Below are 16,957 nucleotides of genomic sequence, written 5' to 3'. Positions count from 1 at the left end.
CCCCGCCGTACGCGACGCGGTTCAGGGGCGGTCGCCCTCGCCGCCGGTGTGCGGCAGCCGCTCGGCGGGGATGACGCCGAGCCGGCCGGCCTGGTAGTCCTCGAACGCCTGGACCAGCTCGTCCCGGGTGTTCATGACGAACGGGCCGTAGTGCGCGACGGGCTCCCGGATCGGCTGGCCGCCCATCAGGTAGAGGTCCAGCGCCGGGGTGTGCGCGTCCTGCTTGGCGTCGGCGGTGAACCGCAGCGCCTCACCCGGGCCGTGCACCGCGAGCTGCCCGATCTCCAGCGGCCGCCGGTCGGTGCCGACCGTGCCGCGCCCGCTGAGCACGTACGCCAGGGCGTTGAACCCGGGCTGCCAGGGGATGTCCACCTGCGCTCCCGGCTGGATGGTCACGTGCGCGATGGTGATCGGGGTGAAGGTGGAGCCCGGCCCGCGGTGACCGGCGAGCTCGCCGGCGATCACCCGGATCAGCGCCCCGCCGTCGGCCGTGGTGAGCAGCGCCGACTCCCGGCCCCGGATGTCCTGGTAGCGGGGGGCGTTCATCTTGGCCGCGCGCGGCAGGTTGACCCAGAGCTGGGTGCCGTGGAACAGGCCGCCGCTGACCACCAGGTGCTCCGGCGGGGCCTCGATGTGCAGCAGGCCGCTGCCGGCGGTCATCCACTGGGTGTCGCCGTTGGTGATGGTGCCGCCGCCGCCGTTCGAGTCCTGGTGGTCCATGATCCCGTCGATCATGTAGGTGACCGTCTCGAATCCGCGGTGCGGGTGCCAGGGGGTGCCCTTCGGCTCGCCCGGGGCGTAGTCGACCTCACCCATCTGGTCGAGGTGGATGAACGGGTCGAGCTCGTTCAGCGGCACGCCGGCGAAGGCCCGTCGCACCGGGAAGCCCTCCCCCTCGTAGCCGCTGGGGGCGGTGGTCAGCCGGCGGACCGGCCGGAAGGTGGTGGACTCGTCCAGCTTCGGCAGGCGGGGCAGGACGAGTACGTCGTCGACGGTGATCGCGGGCATCGGGGGCTCCTAGTTCGTGGCGTGGTCGGTCGAGCCGTCCCGGGCCGCCCGCAGGCGGTCACCGAGGCGCTCGAAGATCCGGGTGAGGCAGGCGACCTCGTCGTCGTCGAGGTCGTCCATGAGGCGGGTACGCACCGAGACCAGGTGGTGGGGTGCGGCCTCCCGCAGGGTGAGCAGCCCGGTGGCGGTGAGCACCGCCTGGCTGCCGCGACGGTCCTCCGGGCAGGGCTCCCGGCTGACCAGCCCCCGGCGCTGCATGGACGAGATCTGGTAGGTCAGCCGGCTGGCGGAGAAGACCAGCCGGCCGGCCAGCTCGCCCATCCGCAGCCGCTGGCCGGGCGCCTCGGAGAGCAGCACCAGCACGTGGTAGTCGGCGAAGCTCAGGTCGCTGTCGGTGCGCAGGTCCTCTTCGATCTGCGTGAACAGTCGCTGGCTGGCCTCGATGTACGCCCGCCAGGCGGCGAGTCGGCTGCTGTCCAGGCCCTCGGTCACGCCAATCACTCTAGCACTACTTAAAAATTAAACAATCTTGTTGTCTGCTGGATCACCCCATGGCAGAGGGCAGGCGTCAGCGGGGTGGTGCAGGTTTTAACGAAACCGCGCGGCCGGGTGCCGTCCAGGCGTGACAGACTCTTCACGTGGATCAGCGGATGACCGTCCCCGGCCTGGTGCTTCGCCCCTGGCTCGAAGCCGACGCGCCGGCCGTCGAGGCGGCGCTGCGCGATCCGGACATCGCCCGATGGAACCCGCAGGGCGGGCCGGTGGACGAGGAGTCGACCCGCAGGTGGCTGCGCCGCCGCGCCGACTGGTCGGCCGGCGACCACGTCTCGTTGGCGGTCGCCGACGACGTCGACGGGAGCCTGCTCGGCTCGGTGTCGCTGCACGACATCCACGCCGCGGACGCCGAGATCGGCTACTGGGTCGTACCGGCGGCGCGCGGTCGCGGCGTCGCCTCCCGCGCCGTCGAACTGCTCACCCGCTGGGGCTTCGAACAGCTGGCCCTGCACCGCATCCAGCTCTGCCACGCCACCGCAAACCCGGCCTCCTGCCGCGTCGCCGAACGCGCCGGCTACCGCGTCGAGGGCACGCTGCGGGAGTCCTACCAGTACGGCGACGGCCGCCGGCACGACGAACACATGCACGCCCGCCTCGCCACCGACCGGTGGCCGGCCGGCGCAACGGGGGAGTGGCCCGGCTGACCGGTGTCGGTCGGTCCGCTCGACGCGCCGCCCGCGCGGACTAGGCTCGTCGGGTGAACGACCTCGAACTGCTCGACTGGCGGGAACGGATCGCCCAGCTCTACCTCTCCGACCTCGACCTGGCCGGATTCCGCGCGGAACGTGACCGGCTCTTCGCCGACCACCCGCAGACCCCGATCCCGCCGGAGGACCGCGCCGCCTTCACCGGGCTGCGATACCACCCGCCGAACCCCGCCGCGGTCGTGGAGGCACCGCTGCGGCCCGCCGAGGGGGAGACCGAGATCGACACCGGCGGGCCGGACGGGGTGATCCGTTACCGGCGGGTCGCCGTCGCCGAGACGCCGTGGGGCCCGCTCACACTCTGGTGGATCATGGCGTACGGAGGCGGTCTCTTCGTGCCCGTACGCGACGCCACCTGCGGCCGGGAGAGCTACGGCGGTGGTCGCTACCTGACCGACACGGTCAAGGGCACCTTCGGGCGGGGTCTGACCCTCCTGCCCGGCGACCGGGTCCGGCTCGACGCCAACTACCTCTACAACCCGTCCTGCGCCTACGACGACCGCTGGGCCTGCCCGCTCGCCCCGCAGGAGAACCGGGTCGACGTGGCGCTGACCGCCGGCGAGCTGGCGTACCACGGCTGACCTGGCGGTCTGGGGTCTCGCTCTCGCGTCAGCCCGGCCCGCTAGCTGAGGGGTAGCTCTCGCTTGCGCTGAATCCACGTGATGAACCGTTCGTACAGGGCGTTCCCGTCCGGCGGGCCGCCCGAGTCGAGCCGTCCGAGATCCTCCAGGGCGGTGGCCATTTGCTGGCCCATGTAGACCGCGAGCCCCGCGAGATTGCGCCGGTACTCGACGGCCAGCAACAACCGGGCGGACGGGCACGGCCAGTCCAGATCCGGGCACACCCGGCAGCGCCACGACGGGCGCCGCGGCAGGTGCGGCCGGTGAGGGTCGAGTCGCGCCGGGTGGCGTTGCGGTTGTTCCATCCCTCCATGGTGTCGCTGAGCGTTGTCAGTGTCAATAGTCTGCGTAGTTGTCGCCGTCGTGATGCCTGGCCGCTGCCATCGTCAACGTATGGACCTGGTGGGCGTGTCCGAGATTCGGGAGATGCTGGGGAACGTGTCCCGGCAGCGCGCATCCGTGATCGCCAATCAACGAAACTTCCCGGAGCCGGTCGCCGTGCTCGCCATGGGCAAGGTGTGGCGAAAGTCCGACGTCGAGGCGTGGATCCGCCAGTACCGGTCGGACCTGGCCGGCGGGTAGCCCGCTGCCCTCAACCGGACCCGCCGGTCCCGCCGCCTCGACCTGCTTCGCGCGGCGGGATCCGACGTAGCCGCGATCAGCGGGTCTCGGGCGTGGGTGCGGGCGCGGACGTGCCGAGGTTCAGCCGGCCGAGCAGCTGCCGGGCCTGGTCGGCCAGGGTCGCGTCGACGATGACCGCGTACTGGCCGGCGCGCAGCGAACTCGCCGAGGTGAAGTCCCGTTGCCCGCCGGTCATCGCGTGCGCCACCGCGCCGAAGATCGCCCCCCAGATCGCGCCGACCACGAGCCCGACCACGATCACGCCGAGCCAGTTGCCGACCGTGAAGATGCCGAAGAGCAGGCCGATGAAGAGCCCGAACCAGGCGCCGGTGCCCGCGCCGATCAGGGCCGCGCGTCCCGTGTCCATCCGGCCGAGAACCGTCTCCACCAGGGTGAGGTTCGTGCCGACGATGGCCGTGTGCTCCACCGGGAACCGGTTGTCCGCCAGGTAGTCCACCACCCGTTGGGCGGTCGAGTAGTCCGGATACGAGCCGATCGTCACGGTCGGCGGCCCGGTCTCCGGGCCGTGCCCGTCGCCGGGCGGCGTCGTCCGACCCGCCAGGCCGGACGGGAGCAGGCCACCGCCCGGCATGGCGGATCGCCAGCCGGCGTTCGGTCCCGAAGCACTGGTCATGAGTCCCTCCCTCGTAGGACCCACCATTTCCCGCCCCCGCCGCCCGGTAACGCCGCGCGCCGGCCGGTGACGCCAGGCGCCGCCGGTCCCGGTCGACGAGAATGGGCGGGTGCGCCTGGTCATCACCGCGGACACCCACGTGCCGAAGCGGGCGCGGGACCTGCCCGTGCCGCTCTGGACGGCGATCGAGAAGGCCGACGTGGTGCTGCACGCGGGCGACTGGATCGACGAATTGCTGCTGGACGCGGTGCAGGCCCGGTCCCGCCGCCTGATCGGCGTGTACGGCAACAACGACGGGCCGGCGCTGCGAGCCCGGCTGCCCGAGATCGCCCGGGTGGAGCTCGACGGGCTGCGGGTCGCCGTCGTGCACGAGACGGGACCGCGGGCCCGCCGGGAGGAGCGCTGCGCCGCCCGCTTCCCGGACACCGACCTGCTGGTCTTCGGGCACTCCCACATCCCCTGGGACACCGTCGCCCCGGGCGGGCTGCGGCTGCTCAACCCCGGCTCGCCGACCGACCGGCGGACTCAGCCGTACGCCACCTACCTCTCCGCCCGGGTCGCGGCGGGGCGGCTCGACCGGGTCGAGCTGCACCGGCTCCCGCCGCGCTGAGCGGCCCCACCCCGCCCCGGCCAGGTGCCGACCTGCCAGTGTCGGGCGAAGCACGGTGTCGGTCGGGCGAAGCGCGCCGCCGGTCCTGCCGGGTGCCGACGGAAGCGCGGCGCGGGCCGGTGTGCGGCGCGGCGAGGCACTGGCTGGCCGTCGCGCGGCTGATACCTCACAGGCATATCTATGCCTCTGCGGTATCGGGCTCACCACGATGGTTGCGGCCGCCGGTGCGGGTCACGCCACGAACGGCCGATCCGTCGGCGCGGGTCGCGAACGTACGGCCGATCTGCCGGTCGGGACCCGAGGCCGCTCGGGGCCCGAGGCCGATTGACCCGATCCGGCGGCCTCGCCGGCGTCACTGGCCTCGGCCGGTCTCCTCCTGGAGCTCGTCGATTTGCTTGGAGGCCTCCGCCTTGGTGAGCCCCTCGGGGACCTCCGCGTCCGCCTCCCGGGCGAGCGTGGCCAGGTAGGACTCCTGCGCCGCCGTGGGCGGCTCCGCCCCGGTGACCCACTCGTCGGGGTCCTTGATCGCGCCCTGCGGGTTGACCTCGGCGCTGCTGCGGTCCGTCATGATTCCACCTTCCCTCGAACAGGTGTGCCAATACCCCGGCTGCCGCCGGTTCATGCCCCCGGCCGAGCGCCGGTCGCAGCCGCTCCGACTCAAGCCGGGGCGGCGCTCGCCGTGGGTTCGGCCGTGCGCTCCGACTCCGGGTCGCGGCTCCGTTCGTCGGCGCGGTCCAGCAGCTGCATGATCGGGGTCGCGGCGATGCCGTGCACCAGCACCGAGACGATCACCACGAGCCCGACGGTGGCCCAGACCAGGTCGGCCTGCGGGAAGTCCGCCTTCGTGGTCGCGTACGCCAGGTAGTAGAACGAGCCGACGCCGCGGATGCCGAAGGACGCGATCACCCAGTGCTCGGCCGGCCGTCCGGGCGCCCCGCGCAGCGAGAGCCAGCCGAACAGCGGCCGGAACACGAAGACCAGGGCGAGGCCGACCGCGGCGGCCGGAACGGTGAGCGGGGCGAGCAGCCCGCCCACCACCGCGCCGCCGAAGAGCAGCAGCAACAGGACGGTCAGCAGCCGCTCGATCTGTTCGGCGAAGTCGTGCAGCACGGCGTGGTACTCGTGGGTCCGTTCGGCGGCCCGGATCGCCCGGGCGGCCACGAAGACCGCCAGGAAACCGTAGCCACCGGCCACCTCCACCAGCCCGTACGCCAGGAACGTGGCGGCCAGCGCGAGGAAGCCCTCGGCGTGCCGGGCCAACCGCAGCTGCCTCGGGGCGCGGAAGAAGAGCTTGCCCAGCAGCCAGCCGACGAGCAGCCCGCCGCCGACCCCGATGCCGACCTTCCACAGCACGTCGACGGTGAGCCACCGGGCCAGCCAGTCCCCGGGCGCGAGGCTGGTGCCCGCGATGGCGATCGCCGCGTACACGAACGGGAAGGCGAGCCCGTCGTTCAGGCCGGCCTCCGAGGTGAGGGCGAACCGCACCTCGTCCTCCGAGTCCTCCGCGTCGGTCGGCTCGCCCACCTGGACGTCCGAGGCGAGAACCGGGTCGGTGGGCGCGAGCGCGCTGCCCAGCAGCAACGCGGCCGCCGGCACCAGCCCCGCCCACCACCATCCGAGCAGGGCCACCGCCACGATGCAGAGGGGCATCGCGACGGCCAGCAGCCGCCAGGTGGAGGACCACCGCGACCAGCTCAACGGGCGGTCGATCTTCAACCCGGCGCCCATCAGGGCGACGATCACCCCGACCTCGGTGAGGTGCGTGGCCAGTTCGGGACGGGCCAGCGGGTCCGGCACCGGCAGACCGATGGGCAGCACGAACACCGCCATGCCGAGCCCGAGGAACGCGATTGGCATGGAGAGCGGCCGGCGTTCCAGCAACCGGGGGAGGACACCGGCGAGCAGGGCACCGAGACCCACCACCGCGAACGCCACGTCCACCGGTTCCACCGCACCACCTCCGAGCGCGCCCGCGAGGTGCGGGCAGGCGGTGACAGACCTTGCCCCGCCGGCGCTCCGGCTATGCCTCAGCCCCGAGCGACTCTCATGTCGAGCGGGTCAGCGGTGAGTCGTCGAGCGTCGCCAGGAGCGCGGCCGGATCGTCGTAGACCGCCACCGCGCCGGCCCCGGCCAGCTCACCCCGGCTGGTTCCGCCGCAGGTCAGCCCGACGCAGGGGATGTCCAGCTTGCCGGCGGCGGCGACGTCCCACACCGAGTCGCCGACGAAGACCACCCGCTCGGCGGGCAGACCGGACTGGTCCAACGCGGCGACCAGGATGTCCGGCGCCGGCTTGCTCTGCGCCGCGTCTTCCGACGAGGTGACCGCCGCGATCACGTCGTCCGCGTCCAGCGCCCGGCGCAGGGCGGTGACCTCGTGCTCGGCGGCCGACGTGGCGAGCACCACCCGCAACCCGCGTTCGGCGCACGCCCGCAGCAGGTCCGCCGCCCCGGGAAGCGGCGTGAGGCGCTCCCAGTACTCGGCGTAGAGGGTGTCGTGCGCGTCGCGCAGCCGCCCGTCGGCGTCGCGGTCGCGCTCCGGGCCGAGCAGGTGGTCGAGCAGCTTGTCGGAGCCCATCCCGATCGCCCGGTGCACGGTGGCCATCGGGACCGGCTGGTCGGTCTGGCGCAGCGCCTCCCACCAGCTCACCGTGTGCAGGTAGGTGGTGTCGACCAGGGTGCCGTCGACGTCGAAGAGGACGCCGCTGGGATTGTCGGTAGGCATGGCGGACCTCCTACCCGCCGCGGCCGGGGCCGACGCGCAGCGGGGCTCGGTTCACTCGGCGGGGCTCGGTCAGTCGGCGGGGAGCAGCAGCTCGAACCACACGGTCGAGCCGCGCACCGTCGGGTCGGTGCCCCAGGCGTCGCTCAGCTCCTCGATCAGCCCGAGCCCCCGGCCCCGGCTGCTCAACGTGTCGGTCTGGGCGCGGGTCACCGCCCCGCGGGTGCCCGAGTCGGCGACCGAGACCAGCAGCCGCTCGGCGCTCAGGTCGATCTCCACCCGGGCGGCGGTGCCGGCGTGCAGCAGCGCGTTGGTGGTCAACTCGCTGGTGCAGAGCACCGCCGCGCTGATCAGCGACTCCGGCACCCGCCACTCGCCGAGCTGCGCGGTCAACCAGCGCCGCACGCGGCTCGGGGCGGTCGGCTCCGCCGGCACCTCCATCGCCGCCGACCGGCTCGGCACCAACGCGTGCTCCACCGCGAGGACGGCGACATCGTCCTCGGTGGCCTCGGGAACCGCCGCGCTGGCCACCGCGCAGAGCGCCCGCGGGTCGCCGCTGCCGGCCGCGCCCACCGCGTCGGCGAGGGTGGCCAGGCCGACGCTGAGGCTCTGCCGCCGCCGCTCGATCACCCCGTCACTGAAGAGCAGCAGCGTGTCCCCGGGCGCGAACCGGACAGTCGTCACCGCCGGTCGGGCACCGAGCCCGAGCGGCGCGCCGGTGGGCAGGTCGACGTACTCGGCGTACGGCCGCTGGTCCGGGGCGCAGCGGCGGATCAGCGGGGCCGGGTGCCCCGCGCTGGCCAGGGTCAACTCCTGCCGTTCGGCGTCGATGACCCCGAAGATCACGGTGACGAAGAGTTCGGGCGTGCCGGCCTCGGTGCCCAGGCTGGCGACGAGCCGGTCCAGGCCGGCCAGGACGGCGTCCGGACGCGGATCGGTCAGGGCCAGCGCCCGCAGCGCCGCGCGTACCTGACCCATCCGGGCCGCGGCCCGCACGTCGTGCCCGGCCACGTCGCCGAGCACGACCCCCAGCTCGCCGGTGGGCAGCAGGAAGGCGTCGTAGAAGTCGCCGCCGGCCGCGTTGCCGTCCACCCCCGGGTCGTAGCGGGCCGCGATGCGCAGCCGGGGCAGGTCCGGCAGGTGCTCGGGCAGCATGCTGCGTTGCAGTAGTTGGGCGGTGCCGTGCTGGGTCTCGAACCGCCGAGCCCGTTCGGCCGCCTGCCCGATGAGCTCCGCCGACGCGGCGAGCAGCGCGCGCTCGGCGGCGGACCAGGTGCGTGCGGCCTGGTGGCCGACGGAGAGCCCACCGCGGACGACCGACGCGTGCAGCGGCGCCGCGGCGAGCGAGACGATCTTCTGGTCGTGCCGGTCCACGGCGGTCTCGCGCAGCGGCTGACCGGCGCTCGTGATCAGCGGATTGCCCGTCCGGGCCGCCTGCACCAGCGGGTCCGGCCAGTCGGCGGGGGTACGCCGCCACAGCGGGGGGAGCCGCTCGTCAGCCTCGTCGATCAGCTCGCCCCGGATCCGGCGGACCATCCGCCAGCCGCCGCCCCCCTCGTCCACCCCGAACGCGACCCGGTCGGCGTCGAACGTGGTGATCGCGTAACGCAGGGCGACCCGGGCGACGTCGTCCAGGGTCAGCGTGCCGGCCAGCGCGGCGGCGACCTCGCTGAGGCTCTGCAGCTGCTGGGTGACGTGGGTGGTCTCGGCCGCCACGGCGAGCACCGCCACGACCCGCCCGCCCCCGTCGCGCACCGGCGAGTACCCGCAGGTGAAGACGGCCTGCTCGACCACGCCGCTGCGGTCGCGGACCAGCTGGAGCGTGCTCTCCTTCTCCAGGAACGTCCCGCCGTCGCGGTAGACGCGTTCGATCACATTCCCGACGCCCGGCAGGCGCCACAGCTCGTGGAACACCTCGGCGGCGGGGCGCCCCACAGCCGCCGGGTGGTGCTCACCGATCAGCTCGGCGTAGCCGTCGTTGTAGATCAGGAGGAGGTCTTCGCCGTAGGCGAGGGCCATCGGCACCGGGGAGGCGAGGACGAGGTCGACGACCGCCCGCACCGCGGGATCCCAGCAGTGGCGCGGACCGAGCGCCGTGCCGGCCCAGTCGTACGCCAGGACGGCGGCCGCCGCGTCGGCCCGGACGGGTGACCCGGACAGCGGCGCCGACGGTGTGGGGACCCGCCCGACCGTTCCTGGCATGCCCGCAGCCTAGCCCGAGGACCGGCTCCGCAGTTTCCGATCATGTGCGGTGCGTCGCGGCGATCCCTGTCGGGCGAGGTCGGCGCCCGACGGGCGAAGTCGTCGTGGCACGACAGTTCGGGCTGGTCGGTGCCTCAGGCCGGATCGAGGGAGCGGGCCAGCGCGTGGACCGCGAGCAGCCGGATGCGCAGCCAGTCCGGATCGGACCAGTCGATCGGGCCGACCACGGGCTGCCAGCCGCGCTCCGACGCCGCCGTGAGCAGCCCCTCCAGGTAGCCGGCGAGCACCGCCACGTTCAACGGACGGAGGTCACCGCCGAGCGCGTCGCGTACGGCGGCGGCGTGCTGGTCGAGCAGGGCGTGCAGCCCTGGGCGTTCGGTGCTGACGGCGAGACCGTCGCCGACTGCGTCGGCGAGGGCGGCGAGGGCGGACCGTGCCGAGTCGACGGCACGGGGGGCGACCCGGTTGAACGGCACACGCATGGGGAACGACGCTAACCGAGGCCACTCGCCGGCGGAGCGCTACCTCCCCCGGTGGTGTGAAGCCGGCCACGGGGCGGGGGCGAGCCCGGCCCGCCTCGGCCGAGCGGAACCGTCCGCACGGACAGGAGCACGGAGGCACGATGGCGCAGCAGGACGGACCCGACGAGGCGCACCAGCGGCCGGCAGGAGTCGGCGACGGCACGGTGGCGGCGCTGGGCAAGCTCAGCGAGGCGCTGGAGTGCGTGGAACGGGCACGCGGTCACCTCTACTCGCTGCACCAGCTGATCGGGCACGCCGACCTGATGCTCGACGACGCGGTGCGGATGTTCCGCGACGCCGGGCATCCGGAGACCGCCGAACGGATCCGTACGCAGCTGCTGGGGCGCAACGTCATAGCCGGACGCTGGACCTTCCAGATCGTCGAGGACTTCGACGACGGCTACTACACGCTCTTCCGGGAGCTTGACCGGTACGCCCGCGAGCAGCTGGTCGGTGGTCGGCGCCACCTCCGCGAGGCGGAGATGAAGGAGCGGCGGCGAACCCGTGGCCTGCCCGGACACGAGGCGCGTCCGGGTGCCGGTGACTAGTCGTTCGCGCGGGCGTCGGCGGTCCGCCGGCGGGCGTCGTCGGCGAGGAGCACGGTGGCCACCATCAGCGCGACGCAGAGGCTGAACAACCACGAGTCGTCGGAGACGAGCCGGGCGGAGACGGGGGCCTGGAGGGCGGCGAGCAGGAAGCCGAGCCAGGCCAGGCGGCGCTGACGCGTGCTGAGGATTCCGGAGCTTTGTGGCATCCGGAAAGTCTTACGCGATACGACGGCATTGCCGTCCCCCGTTCGGCCGATTCTGGATGAGCTGTCCGTTTTTCGGACCATCCGGCGGAGCGACCCGCCGGGCGGGGACCCGGTACGGCTCAACGGGGGCGCGGGAAGGCAGGATGTGCCTCCGTGTCTGCCACCCCCGCGCGGCCCCGGGCCGCCCTGCTCCTGCTGGCGTACCTCGCCTTCGTCAGCCTCGGCCTGCCCGACGGCCTGATCGGCGTCGGCTGGCCATCTATCTCGGCCGACTTCCGCGTGCCCACGGAGGCGGTGGGCTTGGTGCTCACCGCCAGCACGGCGGGGTATCTGACCTCCAGCGTGCTGGCCGGCTTCACGCTGGCCCGGCTCGGCGTGGGCTGGTTGCTCGCCGGCAGCACGATCCTGGCCGCCCTGGCGTTGACCGGCTACACGGTCAGTCCGGGCCTGGCCATGGTGATCGGGAGCGCGGTGGTGCTGGGGCTCGGCTCCGGTGCGATCGACTCGGGGCTCAACGCGTACGCCGCCGGTGCGCTCGGGGCCCGGCACATGAACTGGCTGCACGCCTTCTTCGGGCTCGGCGTCGCCATCGGGCCGCTGATCATGACGGGCGCGCTCGGCGCCGGGCAGAGCTGGCGCTGGGGGTACGGCATCGTGGCTGCGGCGGAGCTCGCCCTGGCCACCGCGTTCGTGCTGAGCGTGCGGGCCTGGCGGCAGCGCGTTCCCGCCGCGGACGCCCCGGACGCCGCGGACACCCCGGTGGCGGCGGTCGGCGACGCGGTGTCGGGGCCCGCCGGCTCGGTCGGCGTCGTGGCCGAACCCGCCGCGCCGGTCCGCCCCGTCCCGGTACGCGAGACGCTGCGGCTGCCCGCCGTCTGGCTGGGTGCGCTCGCGTTCGCCGTGTACGTGGCGGTCGAGGTCTCCGCCGGGCTCTGGGCGTTCCTGCTGCTCACCTCGGGGCGCGGGCTTTCCGACGGGGTCGCCGGTCTCTGCGTGTCGGCCTACTGGGGGAGCCTCTTCCTGGGGCGGGTGGTGCAGGGGGTGACCGCCGAGCGGCTCGGAGCGGCCGGGGTCCTGCGCGGCAGCCTGCTGGGCATGGCGGCGGGTGCCGCGCTGATCGCGCTGCCCGCGCCGGCCTGGGTGGCGGTGGTCGGGCTGGTGGTGGTCGGCTTCGCCGCCGCGCCGGTCTTCCCGCTGCTCACCCTCACCACCGCCGACCGGGTCGGCGCGGCACACGCGGAGCGGACCATCGGGTTGCAGGTCGGCACCTCCGCGCTGGGCGCGGCGGTGGTGCCGGCCGGGATCGGCCTGCTCATCTCGAACACCTCGGTGCAGGCCCTCGGGTCGGCGCTGCTGGCCCTGGCCGTGGCGTTGATCGCCCTGCACGCGGCGGCGTCCCGCCGGCCCGTCGCCGGGTGAGCACGGCCGACCCGCGCGCCGGTGCCGTCCGGGTCGCCGGACGCGCCGGACGGACCGGCCCGCCGACGTCGACGGCGGGCCGGGCGCGGTGTCGTCAGAGGGTGTCCGGGCCGGTGCGTCCGGTGGTCGAAGGGCGGTAGGCCCGGTCGGGATCTGTCGGTTCCCGGCCGGCGCCGGCGGCCTGACCGTCCCGGTCGACCGCCTCCGGCCCGTGCCCGAACGCCGACTCCTCGCCCGCGTCGTTGGCGGTGACGTCGTCGCCCTGCCCGTCGATCGAGGAGCCCGCGACGGCCCGGCTCACCTCCTCCACGGAAGTCCGCTCCTCGTTGCGCCACACCTTCTTCTTGTCCGTCATGTCATCGCCGTACCCGGGCGGGCTGAGCGCAAACAGAGTGCTGAGCGCGAACCGGGTGTTGGGCGCGAACCTACGACGGCCGCCGGGTCGGTCCCGGCGGCCGTCGTACGTTCGTGTCTCTCGGGGGTGAACGGGGGTCACGGCTGGGGGCGGTCGACCTTGCCGCGCCAGGCGCCGGTCTCCTGCCCGCGCCGCTCGATGAAGTGCTTGAACCGCTCCAGATCGCCCTTGGCACGCCGGTCGACGATGCCCATCTTGTCGCCGGCCTGCTCCACCACGCCGCGCGGCTCGAACTCCAGCTGCAGGGTCACCCGGGTGTTCTCCGCGTCCAGCCGGTGGAAGGTCACCACACCGGCCTGCTGCGTACCGCTCGTGGATCGCCAGGCGACCCGCTCGTCGGGGAGCTGCTCGGTGATCTCGGCGTCGAACTCGCGCTTCACCCCGGCGATCTCCACCGTCCAGTGGGTCATCGTCTCCGAGAGCTGCCGGACCTGCTGCACCCCCTCCATGAAGTGGGGGAACTCCTCGAACTGGGTCCACTGGTCGTATGCGGTCCGTACCGGGACGGAGACGTCCACGTGTTCGGTAACGCCACTCATCAGGTCCTCCTCACTGTCGACGGAACTGTCGCCGGAGCCGGGGCAGGACCCCGGTCACCAGCGCGTCGTCTCGTTCTTGTTGCCGAGCGCGGCCCAGACCTCGGAGATCGTCTGGTAGCGGATGCCCTCGGGAAGGGTCTGCAACGCGGCGATGATGTCGTCCGGCGCGTCGTTGTCCCGGGCGTTCGCGACCAGCGTCTCCCGGTCGCCGGGCAGCGCGCTCATCGTGATGAACCGGCCGAACCGGCTGCGCCGTTCGACGTCCTGCGAGCTCATGCCCTTGGGCGCTCCGCTGCGCAACTCGCCGGCGGGTGCGGTGGTCGCCTCCGGCTGGTCCTCGCCCGCAGGCTCCGGCACCCGGGACTCGTCGACCCGGGAGCCGCCCGTCCCCGGCCCCTGCACGAGGCCGCTGACCTCCTGGCTCATCTGCTCGTCGATCCTCGGTCCGTGCTTGCTGTTGCCACGCTCCATGCCTTCTGCGCTACCCGAGGGCACCGGCGTCAAACCGGCAGGCGGTCACGAACCGGCCGGCGCCCGCGGCGGCAGCAACGGCTCCTCGGGCTCCTCCTCGCCGGCCTGCAACCGCCGGCCCCGCTGCAACTCCGCGTTGATCTGCACGCCCAGCATCAGCGCCGAGTTCGACAGGTAGAGCCAGACCAGGAAGGCGATGACCGCGCCGAGGCTGCCGTACGTGGCGTCGTACGAGCCGAAGTTCGCCACGTAGACGCCGAAGCCGAAGGAGGCGACCGCCCAGGCCGTCAACGCCACCGCGCCACCTGGAGTGAGCCAGCGGAACCGGGGCTGGCGTACGTTCGGGGCGATCCAGAACAGCAGCGACAACAGCCCCATCATGATCAGGGCGAGCACCGGCCACCGCCCCACGCTCCACACCGTCCGGGCCAGTCCACCGGCGCCGAGCAGGTCACCGACCCCGTCGGCGACCGGGCCGCTGACGATGAGTCCGGTGGCCACCGCCGCGAGCAGCACCAGCGAGAGCCCCGCCAGCCCGATCTGCAACGGCCGCAGCTTCCAGAACGGGCGCCCCTCCGCCACCCCGTAGATGGCGTTCGAGGCGCGGGTGAAGGCGCCGATGAAACCGGACGCCGACCAGAGCGCACCGAGCAGACCGAAGCTCAGCAGCACGCTCGCCGAGCTCTCCTGCTCGACGACGGTCCGGACCACGCCGACGAAGCTCTCGTTCCCCACCACCGAGCCGGCGCCCACCTGGCGGGCCAGCTCCAGCACGGTGTCCACGGTCTGTTCGCCGTCGGAGACCAGACCGACGAGGGCGACCACCACGATGGCGGACGGGAAGAGCGCCAGCACGCCGTAGTAGGTGAGGGCGGCGGCCCAGTCGGTGCAGTTGTCGCGTACGAAGTTCTGCACGCTGCGGACCAGCACCCCGGACCAGGTCCGCCAGCTCAGCTGGCGTACCCGTCGGGGCAGGCGCAGGCCGGGTCGACCGGAGGCCGGGGCGCTGTGGTCCGTCGTCGTCATCTTCCGCTCCCTGCCCGAGGCGTGGGGGAAGAGCCCCTTTACAGCGGATTCGGTCCGGAAAGAGGCCCTTCCGCACGCGTTCGGTACCCAGGGCCGAATGTCGGCAAACCGGGCCGGGCCCCGGCGGCCGGCGGCGGTTTGCGGCACCGGCTCGGGGGAACGGTCGAAGGCAGAGCAATTTCACCCATCGACGCGGAGGAGGACGAGATGCCCGGGCGCGAGGTACTGCCCAGCACGCTGCGGCGCTCCCCGGCGAAGGCCCAGCGCACCTGGGAGAAGACGCACGACTCGGCCGTGGAGACGTACGGCGAGGGGGAGCGGGCCCACCGGACCGCGTTCGCCTCGGTGAAGAACCAGTTCGAGAAGGTCGGCGACCACTGGGAGTCGAAGGGCCGCAAGGGTCCGAGCGACCGGCAGGCGGCCGGCGGAGGTCCGGAGCGCCGCGCGCCCACGGCGGGCGGGGTGGACGCGAACGCGACCAAGGACCACCTGATGAAGGTCGCCCGCAAGCTGGACGTGCCGGGCCGGTCGCGGATGAACAAGCCCGAGCTGGTCAAGGCGATCCAGAAGGCCAACAACCGGAAGACGACCCAGGCGCGGGGTCGCTGATCCGGTTCGTACCCTGACGGGTGGCCGTCCGATCACGGACGGCCACCCGTCGCGTACGTCACCAGTGGCCGCCGCCCGGCGCCTCGATGTGCACGGCCTTCATCGCGGAGAACTCGTCCAACAGCTCCGGCCCGTACCCGAAGCCCTGGCCGCTGGCCCGCCGCGGATGCGCGGCCCCACCGGGCGCGCCGCCGAACACGGCGTTGACCTTCACGGTGCCGACGGGCAGCTCACGCCAGGCCCGATGGGCGTGACTCATCGAACCGGTGAGCACCGTCGCGGCCAGCCCGTACGGCGAGTCGGCCGCGCACCGCAGCGCCTCGGTGAAGGAGTCCACCACCACGACCGGAGCGACCGGCCCGAACGTCTCGTCGCGCACCAGCGGCATGTCGTGACGGCAGTCGGCGACCACCGTGGCCGGGTAGAACGCCCCCGGGCCGGTGGGGAGCGTGCCGCCGGTGAGGACCCGCGCGCCCTGCGCCGCCGCCGCGGTGACCTGGCCGTGCACGTGGTCGCGGTGCCGGCGGTCGACCAGCGGGCCGAGCTCGGTCGCCGGATCCCGGCCGGGCCCCGTCCGCAGCTGGGTGGCGCGCTCCACGAGCGCGGCCACGAAATCCTCGGCCACATCGCGGTGGGCGTAGATCCGCTCGGCGGCGACACAGATCTGGCCGGCGTTGGCGAACGCGCCCAGGGCGGCTTCCCGGGCGGCCCAGACGGGGTCGACGTCGCCGTCCACGATGAGCGGGTCGCTGCCGCCGTTCTCCAGCAGCGCCTTCGCGCCGGTGCGCGCCGCGGCCGCGGCGATCGCCCGACCGGCGGCGGTCGAGCCGACGTGCGCCACCACGTCCACCGGCTGCGCCGCGAGCGTCGCCCCGGTCTCCGCGCCACCGGTGAGCAGCGAGAGCACCCCGGGCGGCAGGGCCTCGTCCAGCGCCTTCGCCAGCAGCCATCCGGTGGCCGGCGTACGTTCGCTCGGCTTGTAGAGCACCACGTTGCCGGTGACCAGTGCCGCGCCGAGCAGGCCGCAGGAGACCGCCACCGGGTCGTTCCAGGGGGTGATGACGGCGACCACCCCGTGCGGTTGCGGCACCATGAAGTCGATCGCGTGGTGGCCGCCGTGCAGGGTGCGCCCGCCACGTACCGGGGCCAGCTCCGCGTACTGTCGCAGCGTGCCGATGCCCGCCTCGACACCGCCGCGCGCGTCCGCCAGGGGCTTGCCCATCTCGGCGGTGACCGCCGCCGCGAGCTCGTCGGTGATCGCCTCCACCGCGTCCGCCGCCCGGTGCAGCGCCGCCGCCCGCTCCGCCGGCGGAGTCGACGCCCACTCCGGCTCCGTCTCGCGGGCCGCGTCGACCGCCTTGCCGATCACGTCCGCCGTCGCGACCGGAGCCGAGCTGACCGGCGAGCCGTCGGCCGGGTCGTGCACGACCAGCTCACCCTCGTCGCCGCCGGCGCCCCAGACCCCACCTATCAGCTGCGCAACCGTGTACATGCGGCGCTGCATGCCCCGGTCCCGCCGAGGCAAACGCG

Annotated in this window: 22 protein-coding genes; 7 read left to right on the top strand and 15 right to left on the bottom strand. The window is 73.6% G+C overall.

Features of this window, described 5'->3' with window-relative positions; all coding sequences use genetic code 11:
* Nucleotides 1-21: 21 nt before the first annotated feature.
* Nucleotides 22-1,008 (bottom strand): pirin family protein, encoded by a 987-nt coding sequence (locus D7044_RS04025; protein ID WP_120688015.1) that lies wholly within the window; start codon nucleotides 1,006-1,008, stop codon nucleotides 22-24.
* A 9-nt stretch (nucleotides 1,009-1,017) separates the two neighbouring features.
* The gene (locus D7044_RS04020) at nucleotides 1,018-1,500 is read right to left on the bottom strand and encodes a MarR family winged helix-turn-helix transcriptional regulator (RefSeq protein WP_120688014.1); all 483 of its coding nucleotides are present in this window, start codon (nucleotides 1,498-1,500) and stop codon (nucleotides 1,018-1,020) included.
* Nucleotides 1,501-1,646: 146 nt separating this feature from the next.
* On the opposite strand from D7044_RS04020, the gene D7044_RS04015 reads away from it, so the two are divergent.
* Both D7044_RS04015 and D7044_RS04010 read left to right on the top strand, forming a co-directional pair.
* Nucleotides 1,647-2,207: a GNAT family N-acetyltransferase gene (locus D7044_RS04015; RefSeq protein ID WP_233564868.1), complete on the top strand. Its 561-nt coding sequence runs from the start codon at nucleotides 1,647-1,649 to the stop codon at nucleotides 2,205-2,207.
* A gap of 53 nt (nucleotides 2,208-2,260) precedes the next feature.
* Nucleotides 2,261-2,848, top strand: coding sequence for a DUF1684 domain-containing protein (locus D7044_RS04010; RefSeq protein WP_120688012.1), 588 nt, complete (start codon nucleotides 2,261-2,263; stop codon nucleotides 2,846-2,848).
* A gap of 41 nt (nucleotides 2,849-2,889) precedes the next feature.
* On the opposite strand, the gene D7044_RS04005 is transcribed toward D7044_RS04010, so the two are convergent.
* Nucleotides 2,890-3,192, bottom strand: a complete 303-nt coding sequence (locus tag D7044_RS04005) for a flavin reductase (RefSeq protein WP_147434571.1) — start codon at nucleotides 3,190-3,192, stop codon at nucleotides 2,890-2,892.
* Nucleotides 3,193-3,280: 88 nt separating this feature from the next.
* Between D7044_RS04005 and D7044_RS04000 the strand changes: the two genes are divergently transcribed.
* Nucleotides 3,281-3,469: a helix-turn-helix transcriptional regulator gene (locus D7044_RS04000; RefSeq protein ID WP_199716462.1), complete on the top strand. Its 189-nt coding sequence runs from the start codon at nucleotides 3,281-3,283 to the stop codon at nucleotides 3,467-3,469.
* Between the two features lie 76 nt (nucleotides 3,470-3,545).
* Here the strand turns inward: D7044_RS04000 and D7044_RS03995 are convergent, their stop codons facing one another.
* A complete protein-coding gene (locus D7044_RS03995; protein WP_120681293.1) occupies nucleotides 3,546-4,142 on the bottom strand; it encodes a YflT domain-containing protein in 597 nt (198 codons plus the stop codon).
* Nucleotides 4,143-4,251: 109 nt separating this feature from the next.
* Between D7044_RS03995 and D7044_RS03990 the strand changes: the two genes are divergently transcribed.
* Nucleotides 4,252-4,752 (top strand): metallophosphoesterase family protein, encoded by a 501-nt coding sequence (locus D7044_RS03990; RefSeq protein ID WP_120688011.1) that lies wholly within the window; start codon nucleotides 4,252-4,254, stop codon nucleotides 4,750-4,752.
* Between the two features lie 352 nt (nucleotides 4,753-5,104).
* Here the strand turns inward: D7044_RS03990 and D7044_RS03985 are convergent, their stop codons facing one another.
* The 5 genes from D7044_RS03985 to D7044_RS03965 form a co-directional block, all read right to left on the bottom strand.
* Nucleotides 5,105-5,320 carry a DUF3072 domain-containing protein gene (locus tag D7044_RS03985; RefSeq protein WP_120681297.1) on the bottom strand — a complete coding sequence of 72 codons (216 nt, stop codon included), beginning with the start codon at nucleotides 5,318-5,320 and terminating at the stop codon, nucleotides 5,105-5,107.
* Nucleotides 5,321-5,409: 89 nt separating this feature from the next.
* Complete coding sequence (locus D7044_RS03980) at nucleotides 5,410-6,702, bottom strand: cation:proton antiporter (RefSeq protein WP_120681299.1); 1,293 nt, start codon at nucleotides 6,700-6,702, stop codon at nucleotides 5,410-5,412.
* 94 nt (nucleotides 6,703-6,796) lie between these two features.
* Nucleotides 6,797-7,474, bottom strand: coding sequence for an HAD family hydrolase (locus D7044_RS03975; RefSeq protein WP_120688010.1), 678 nt, complete (start codon nucleotides 7,472-7,474; stop codon nucleotides 6,797-6,799).
* A 69-nt stretch (nucleotides 7,475-7,543) separates the two neighbouring features.
* The gene (locus tag D7044_RS03970; RefSeq protein WP_120688009.1) at nucleotides 7,544-9,673 is read right to left on the bottom strand and encodes an ATP-binding SpoIIE family protein phosphatase; all 2,130 of its coding nucleotides are present in this window, start codon (nucleotides 9,671-9,673) and stop codon (nucleotides 7,544-7,546) included.
* 134 nt (nucleotides 9,674-9,807) lie between these two features.
* Nucleotides 9,808-10,155 (bottom strand): DUF6401 family natural product biosynthesis protein, encoded by a 348-nt coding sequence (locus tag D7044_RS03965; RefSeq protein ID WP_120688008.1) that lies wholly within the window; start codon nucleotides 10,153-10,155, stop codon nucleotides 9,808-9,810.
* Between the two features lie 140 nt (nucleotides 10,156-10,295).
* On the opposite strand from D7044_RS03965, the gene D7044_RS03960 reads away from it, so the two are divergent.
* Complete coding sequence (locus tag D7044_RS03960) at nucleotides 10,296-10,742, top strand: hypothetical protein (protein WP_120688007.1); 447 nt, start codon at nucleotides 10,296-10,298, stop codon at nucleotides 10,740-10,742.
* Here D7044_RS03960 and D7044_RS03955 read toward each other — a convergent pair.
* Nucleotides 10,739-10,948 carry a hypothetical protein gene (locus D7044_RS03955; RefSeq protein WP_120681307.1) on the bottom strand — a complete coding sequence of 70 codons (210 nt, stop codon included), beginning with the start codon at nucleotides 10,946-10,948 and terminating at the stop codon, nucleotides 10,739-10,741. The two genes, D7044_RS03960 and D7044_RS03955, sit on opposite strands and share 4 nt — an antisense overlap.
* A gap of 153 nt (nucleotides 10,949-11,101) precedes the next feature.
* Between D7044_RS03955 and D7044_RS03950 the strand changes: the two genes are divergently transcribed.
* Nucleotides 11,102-12,367: an MFS transporter gene (locus D7044_RS03950; RefSeq protein WP_199716461.1), complete on the top strand. Its 1,266-nt coding sequence runs from the start codon at nucleotides 11,102-11,104 to the stop codon at nucleotides 12,365-12,367.
* A gap of 94 nt (nucleotides 12,368-12,461) precedes the next feature.
* Here D7044_RS03950 and D7044_RS03945 read toward each other — a convergent pair whose 3' ends face one another.
* The 4 genes from D7044_RS03945 to D7044_RS03930 all read right to left on the bottom strand — a co-directional run bounded on the left by D7044_RS03945 (nucleotide 12,462) and on the right by D7044_RS03930 (nucleotide 14,818).
* Nucleotides 12,462-12,722 carry a hypothetical protein gene (locus D7044_RS03945; RefSeq protein ID WP_120681309.1) on the bottom strand — a complete coding sequence of 87 codons (261 nt, stop codon included), beginning with the start codon at nucleotides 12,720-12,722 and terminating at the stop codon, nucleotides 12,462-12,464.
* Nucleotides 12,723-12,859: 137 nt separating this feature from the next.
* Entirely contained in the window at nucleotides 12,860-13,321 is a 462-nt protein-coding gene (locus tag D7044_RS03940; protein ID WP_120681311.1) for an SRPBCC family protein, read from the bottom strand.
* Nucleotides 13,322-13,375: 54 nt separating this feature from the next.
* Complete coding sequence (locus D7044_RS03935; RefSeq protein WP_120681313.1) at nucleotides 13,376-13,792, bottom strand: DUF2795 domain-containing protein; 417 nt, start codon at nucleotides 13,790-13,792, stop codon at nucleotides 13,376-13,378.
* 45 nt (nucleotides 13,793-13,837) lie between these two features.
* Nucleotides 13,838-14,818: a YihY/virulence factor BrkB family protein gene (locus D7044_RS03930; protein ID WP_120681315.1), complete on the bottom strand. Its 981-nt coding sequence runs from the start codon at nucleotides 14,816-14,818 to the stop codon at nucleotides 13,838-13,840.
* Between the two features lie 207 nt (nucleotides 14,819-15,025).
* Between D7044_RS03930 and D7044_RS03925 the strand changes: the two genes are divergently transcribed.
* Nucleotides 15,026-15,427, top strand: coding sequence for a ChaB family protein (locus D7044_RS03925; RefSeq protein ID WP_120681317.1), 402 nt, complete (start codon nucleotides 15,026-15,028; stop codon nucleotides 15,425-15,427).
* A gap of 58 nt (nucleotides 15,428-15,485) precedes the next feature.
* On the opposite strand, the gene D7044_RS03920 is transcribed toward D7044_RS03925, so the two are convergent.
* Nucleotides 15,486-16,919, bottom strand: a complete 1,434-nt coding sequence (locus D7044_RS03920) for an aldehyde dehydrogenase family protein (RefSeq protein ID WP_120688218.1) — start codon at nucleotides 16,917-16,919, stop codon at nucleotides 15,486-15,488.
* Nucleotides 16,920-16,957: the final 38 nt, after the last annotated feature.

The sequence above is a fragment of the Micromonospora musae genome (assembly GCF_003626635.1).
In the GTDB taxonomy this organism is placed as follows: domain Bacteria; phylum Actinomycetota; class Actinomycetes; order Mycobacteriales; family Micromonosporaceae; genus Micromonospora; species Micromonospora musae.
This window is presented reverse-complemented; position numbering and strand designations above follow the sequence as displayed.

What these genes read in the sequence shown, in the direction of transcription:
- D7044_RS04025 (WP_120688015.1), bottom strand. Translation starts at nt 1,008, where the DNA reads ATGCCCGCGATCACCGTCGACGACGTACTCGTCCTGCCCCGCCTGCCG.
- D7044_RS04005 (WP_147434571.1), bottom strand. Translation starts at nt 3,192, where the DNA reads ATGGAACAACCGCAACGCCACCCGGCGCGACTCGACCCTCACCGGCCG.
- D7044_RS04000 (WP_199716462.1), top strand. Translation starts at nt 3,281, where the DNA reads ATGGACCTGGTGGGCGTGTCCGAGATTCGGGAGATGCTGGGGAACGTG.
- D7044_RS03995 (WP_120681293.1), bottom strand. Translation starts at nt 4,142, where the DNA reads ATGACCAGTGCTTCGGGACCGAACGCCGGCTGGCGATCCGCCATGCCG.
- D7044_RS03985 (WP_120681297.1), bottom strand. Translation starts at nt 5,320, where the DNA reads ATGACGGACCGCAGCAGCGCCGAGGTCAACCCGCAGGGCGCGATCAAG.
- D7044_RS03975 (WP_120688010.1), bottom strand. Translation starts at nt 7,474, where the DNA reads ATGCCTACCGACAATCCCAGCGGCGTCCTCTTCGACGTCGACGGCACC.
- D7044_RS03970 (WP_120688009.1), bottom strand. Translation starts at nt 9,673, where the DNA reads ATGCCAGGAACGGTCGGGCGGGTCCCCACACCGTCGGCGCCGCTGTCC.
- D7044_RS03965 (WP_120688008.1), bottom strand. Translation starts at nt 10,155, where the DNA reads ATGCGTGTGCCGTTCAACCGGGTCGCCCCCCGTGCCGTCGACTCGGCA.
- D7044_RS03960 (WP_120688007.1), top strand. Translation starts at nt 10,296, where the DNA reads ATGGCGCAGCAGGACGGACCCGACGAGGCGCACCAGCGGCCGGCAGGA.
- D7044_RS03955 (WP_120681307.1), bottom strand. Translation starts at nt 10,948, where the DNA reads ATGCCACAAAGCTCCGGAATCCTCAGCACGCGTCAGCGCCGCCTGGCC.
- D7044_RS03945 (WP_120681309.1), bottom strand. Translation starts at nt 12,722, where the DNA reads ATGACGGACAAGAAGAAGGTGTGGCGCAACGAGGAGCGGACTTCCGTG.
- D7044_RS03940 (WP_120681311.1), bottom strand. Translation starts at nt 13,321, where the DNA reads ATGAGTGGCGTTACCGAACACGTGGACGTCTCCGTCCCGGTACGGACC.
- D7044_RS03935 (WP_120681313.1), bottom strand. Translation starts at nt 13,792, where the DNA reads ATGGAGCGTGGCAACAGCAAGCACGGACCGAGGATCGACGAGCAGATG.
- D7044_RS03930 (WP_120681315.1), bottom strand. Translation starts at nt 14,818, where the DNA reads ATGACGACGACGGACCACAGCGCCCCGGCCTCCGGTCGACCCGGCCTG.
- D7044_RS03925 (WP_120681317.1), top strand. Translation starts at nt 15,026, where the DNA reads ATGCCCGGGCGCGAGGTACTGCCCAGCACGCTGCGGCGCTCCCCGGCG.
- D7044_RS03920 (WP_120688218.1), bottom strand. Translation starts at nt 16,919, where the DNA reads ATGTACACGGTTGCGCAGCTGATAGGTGGGGTCTGGGGCGCCGGCGGC.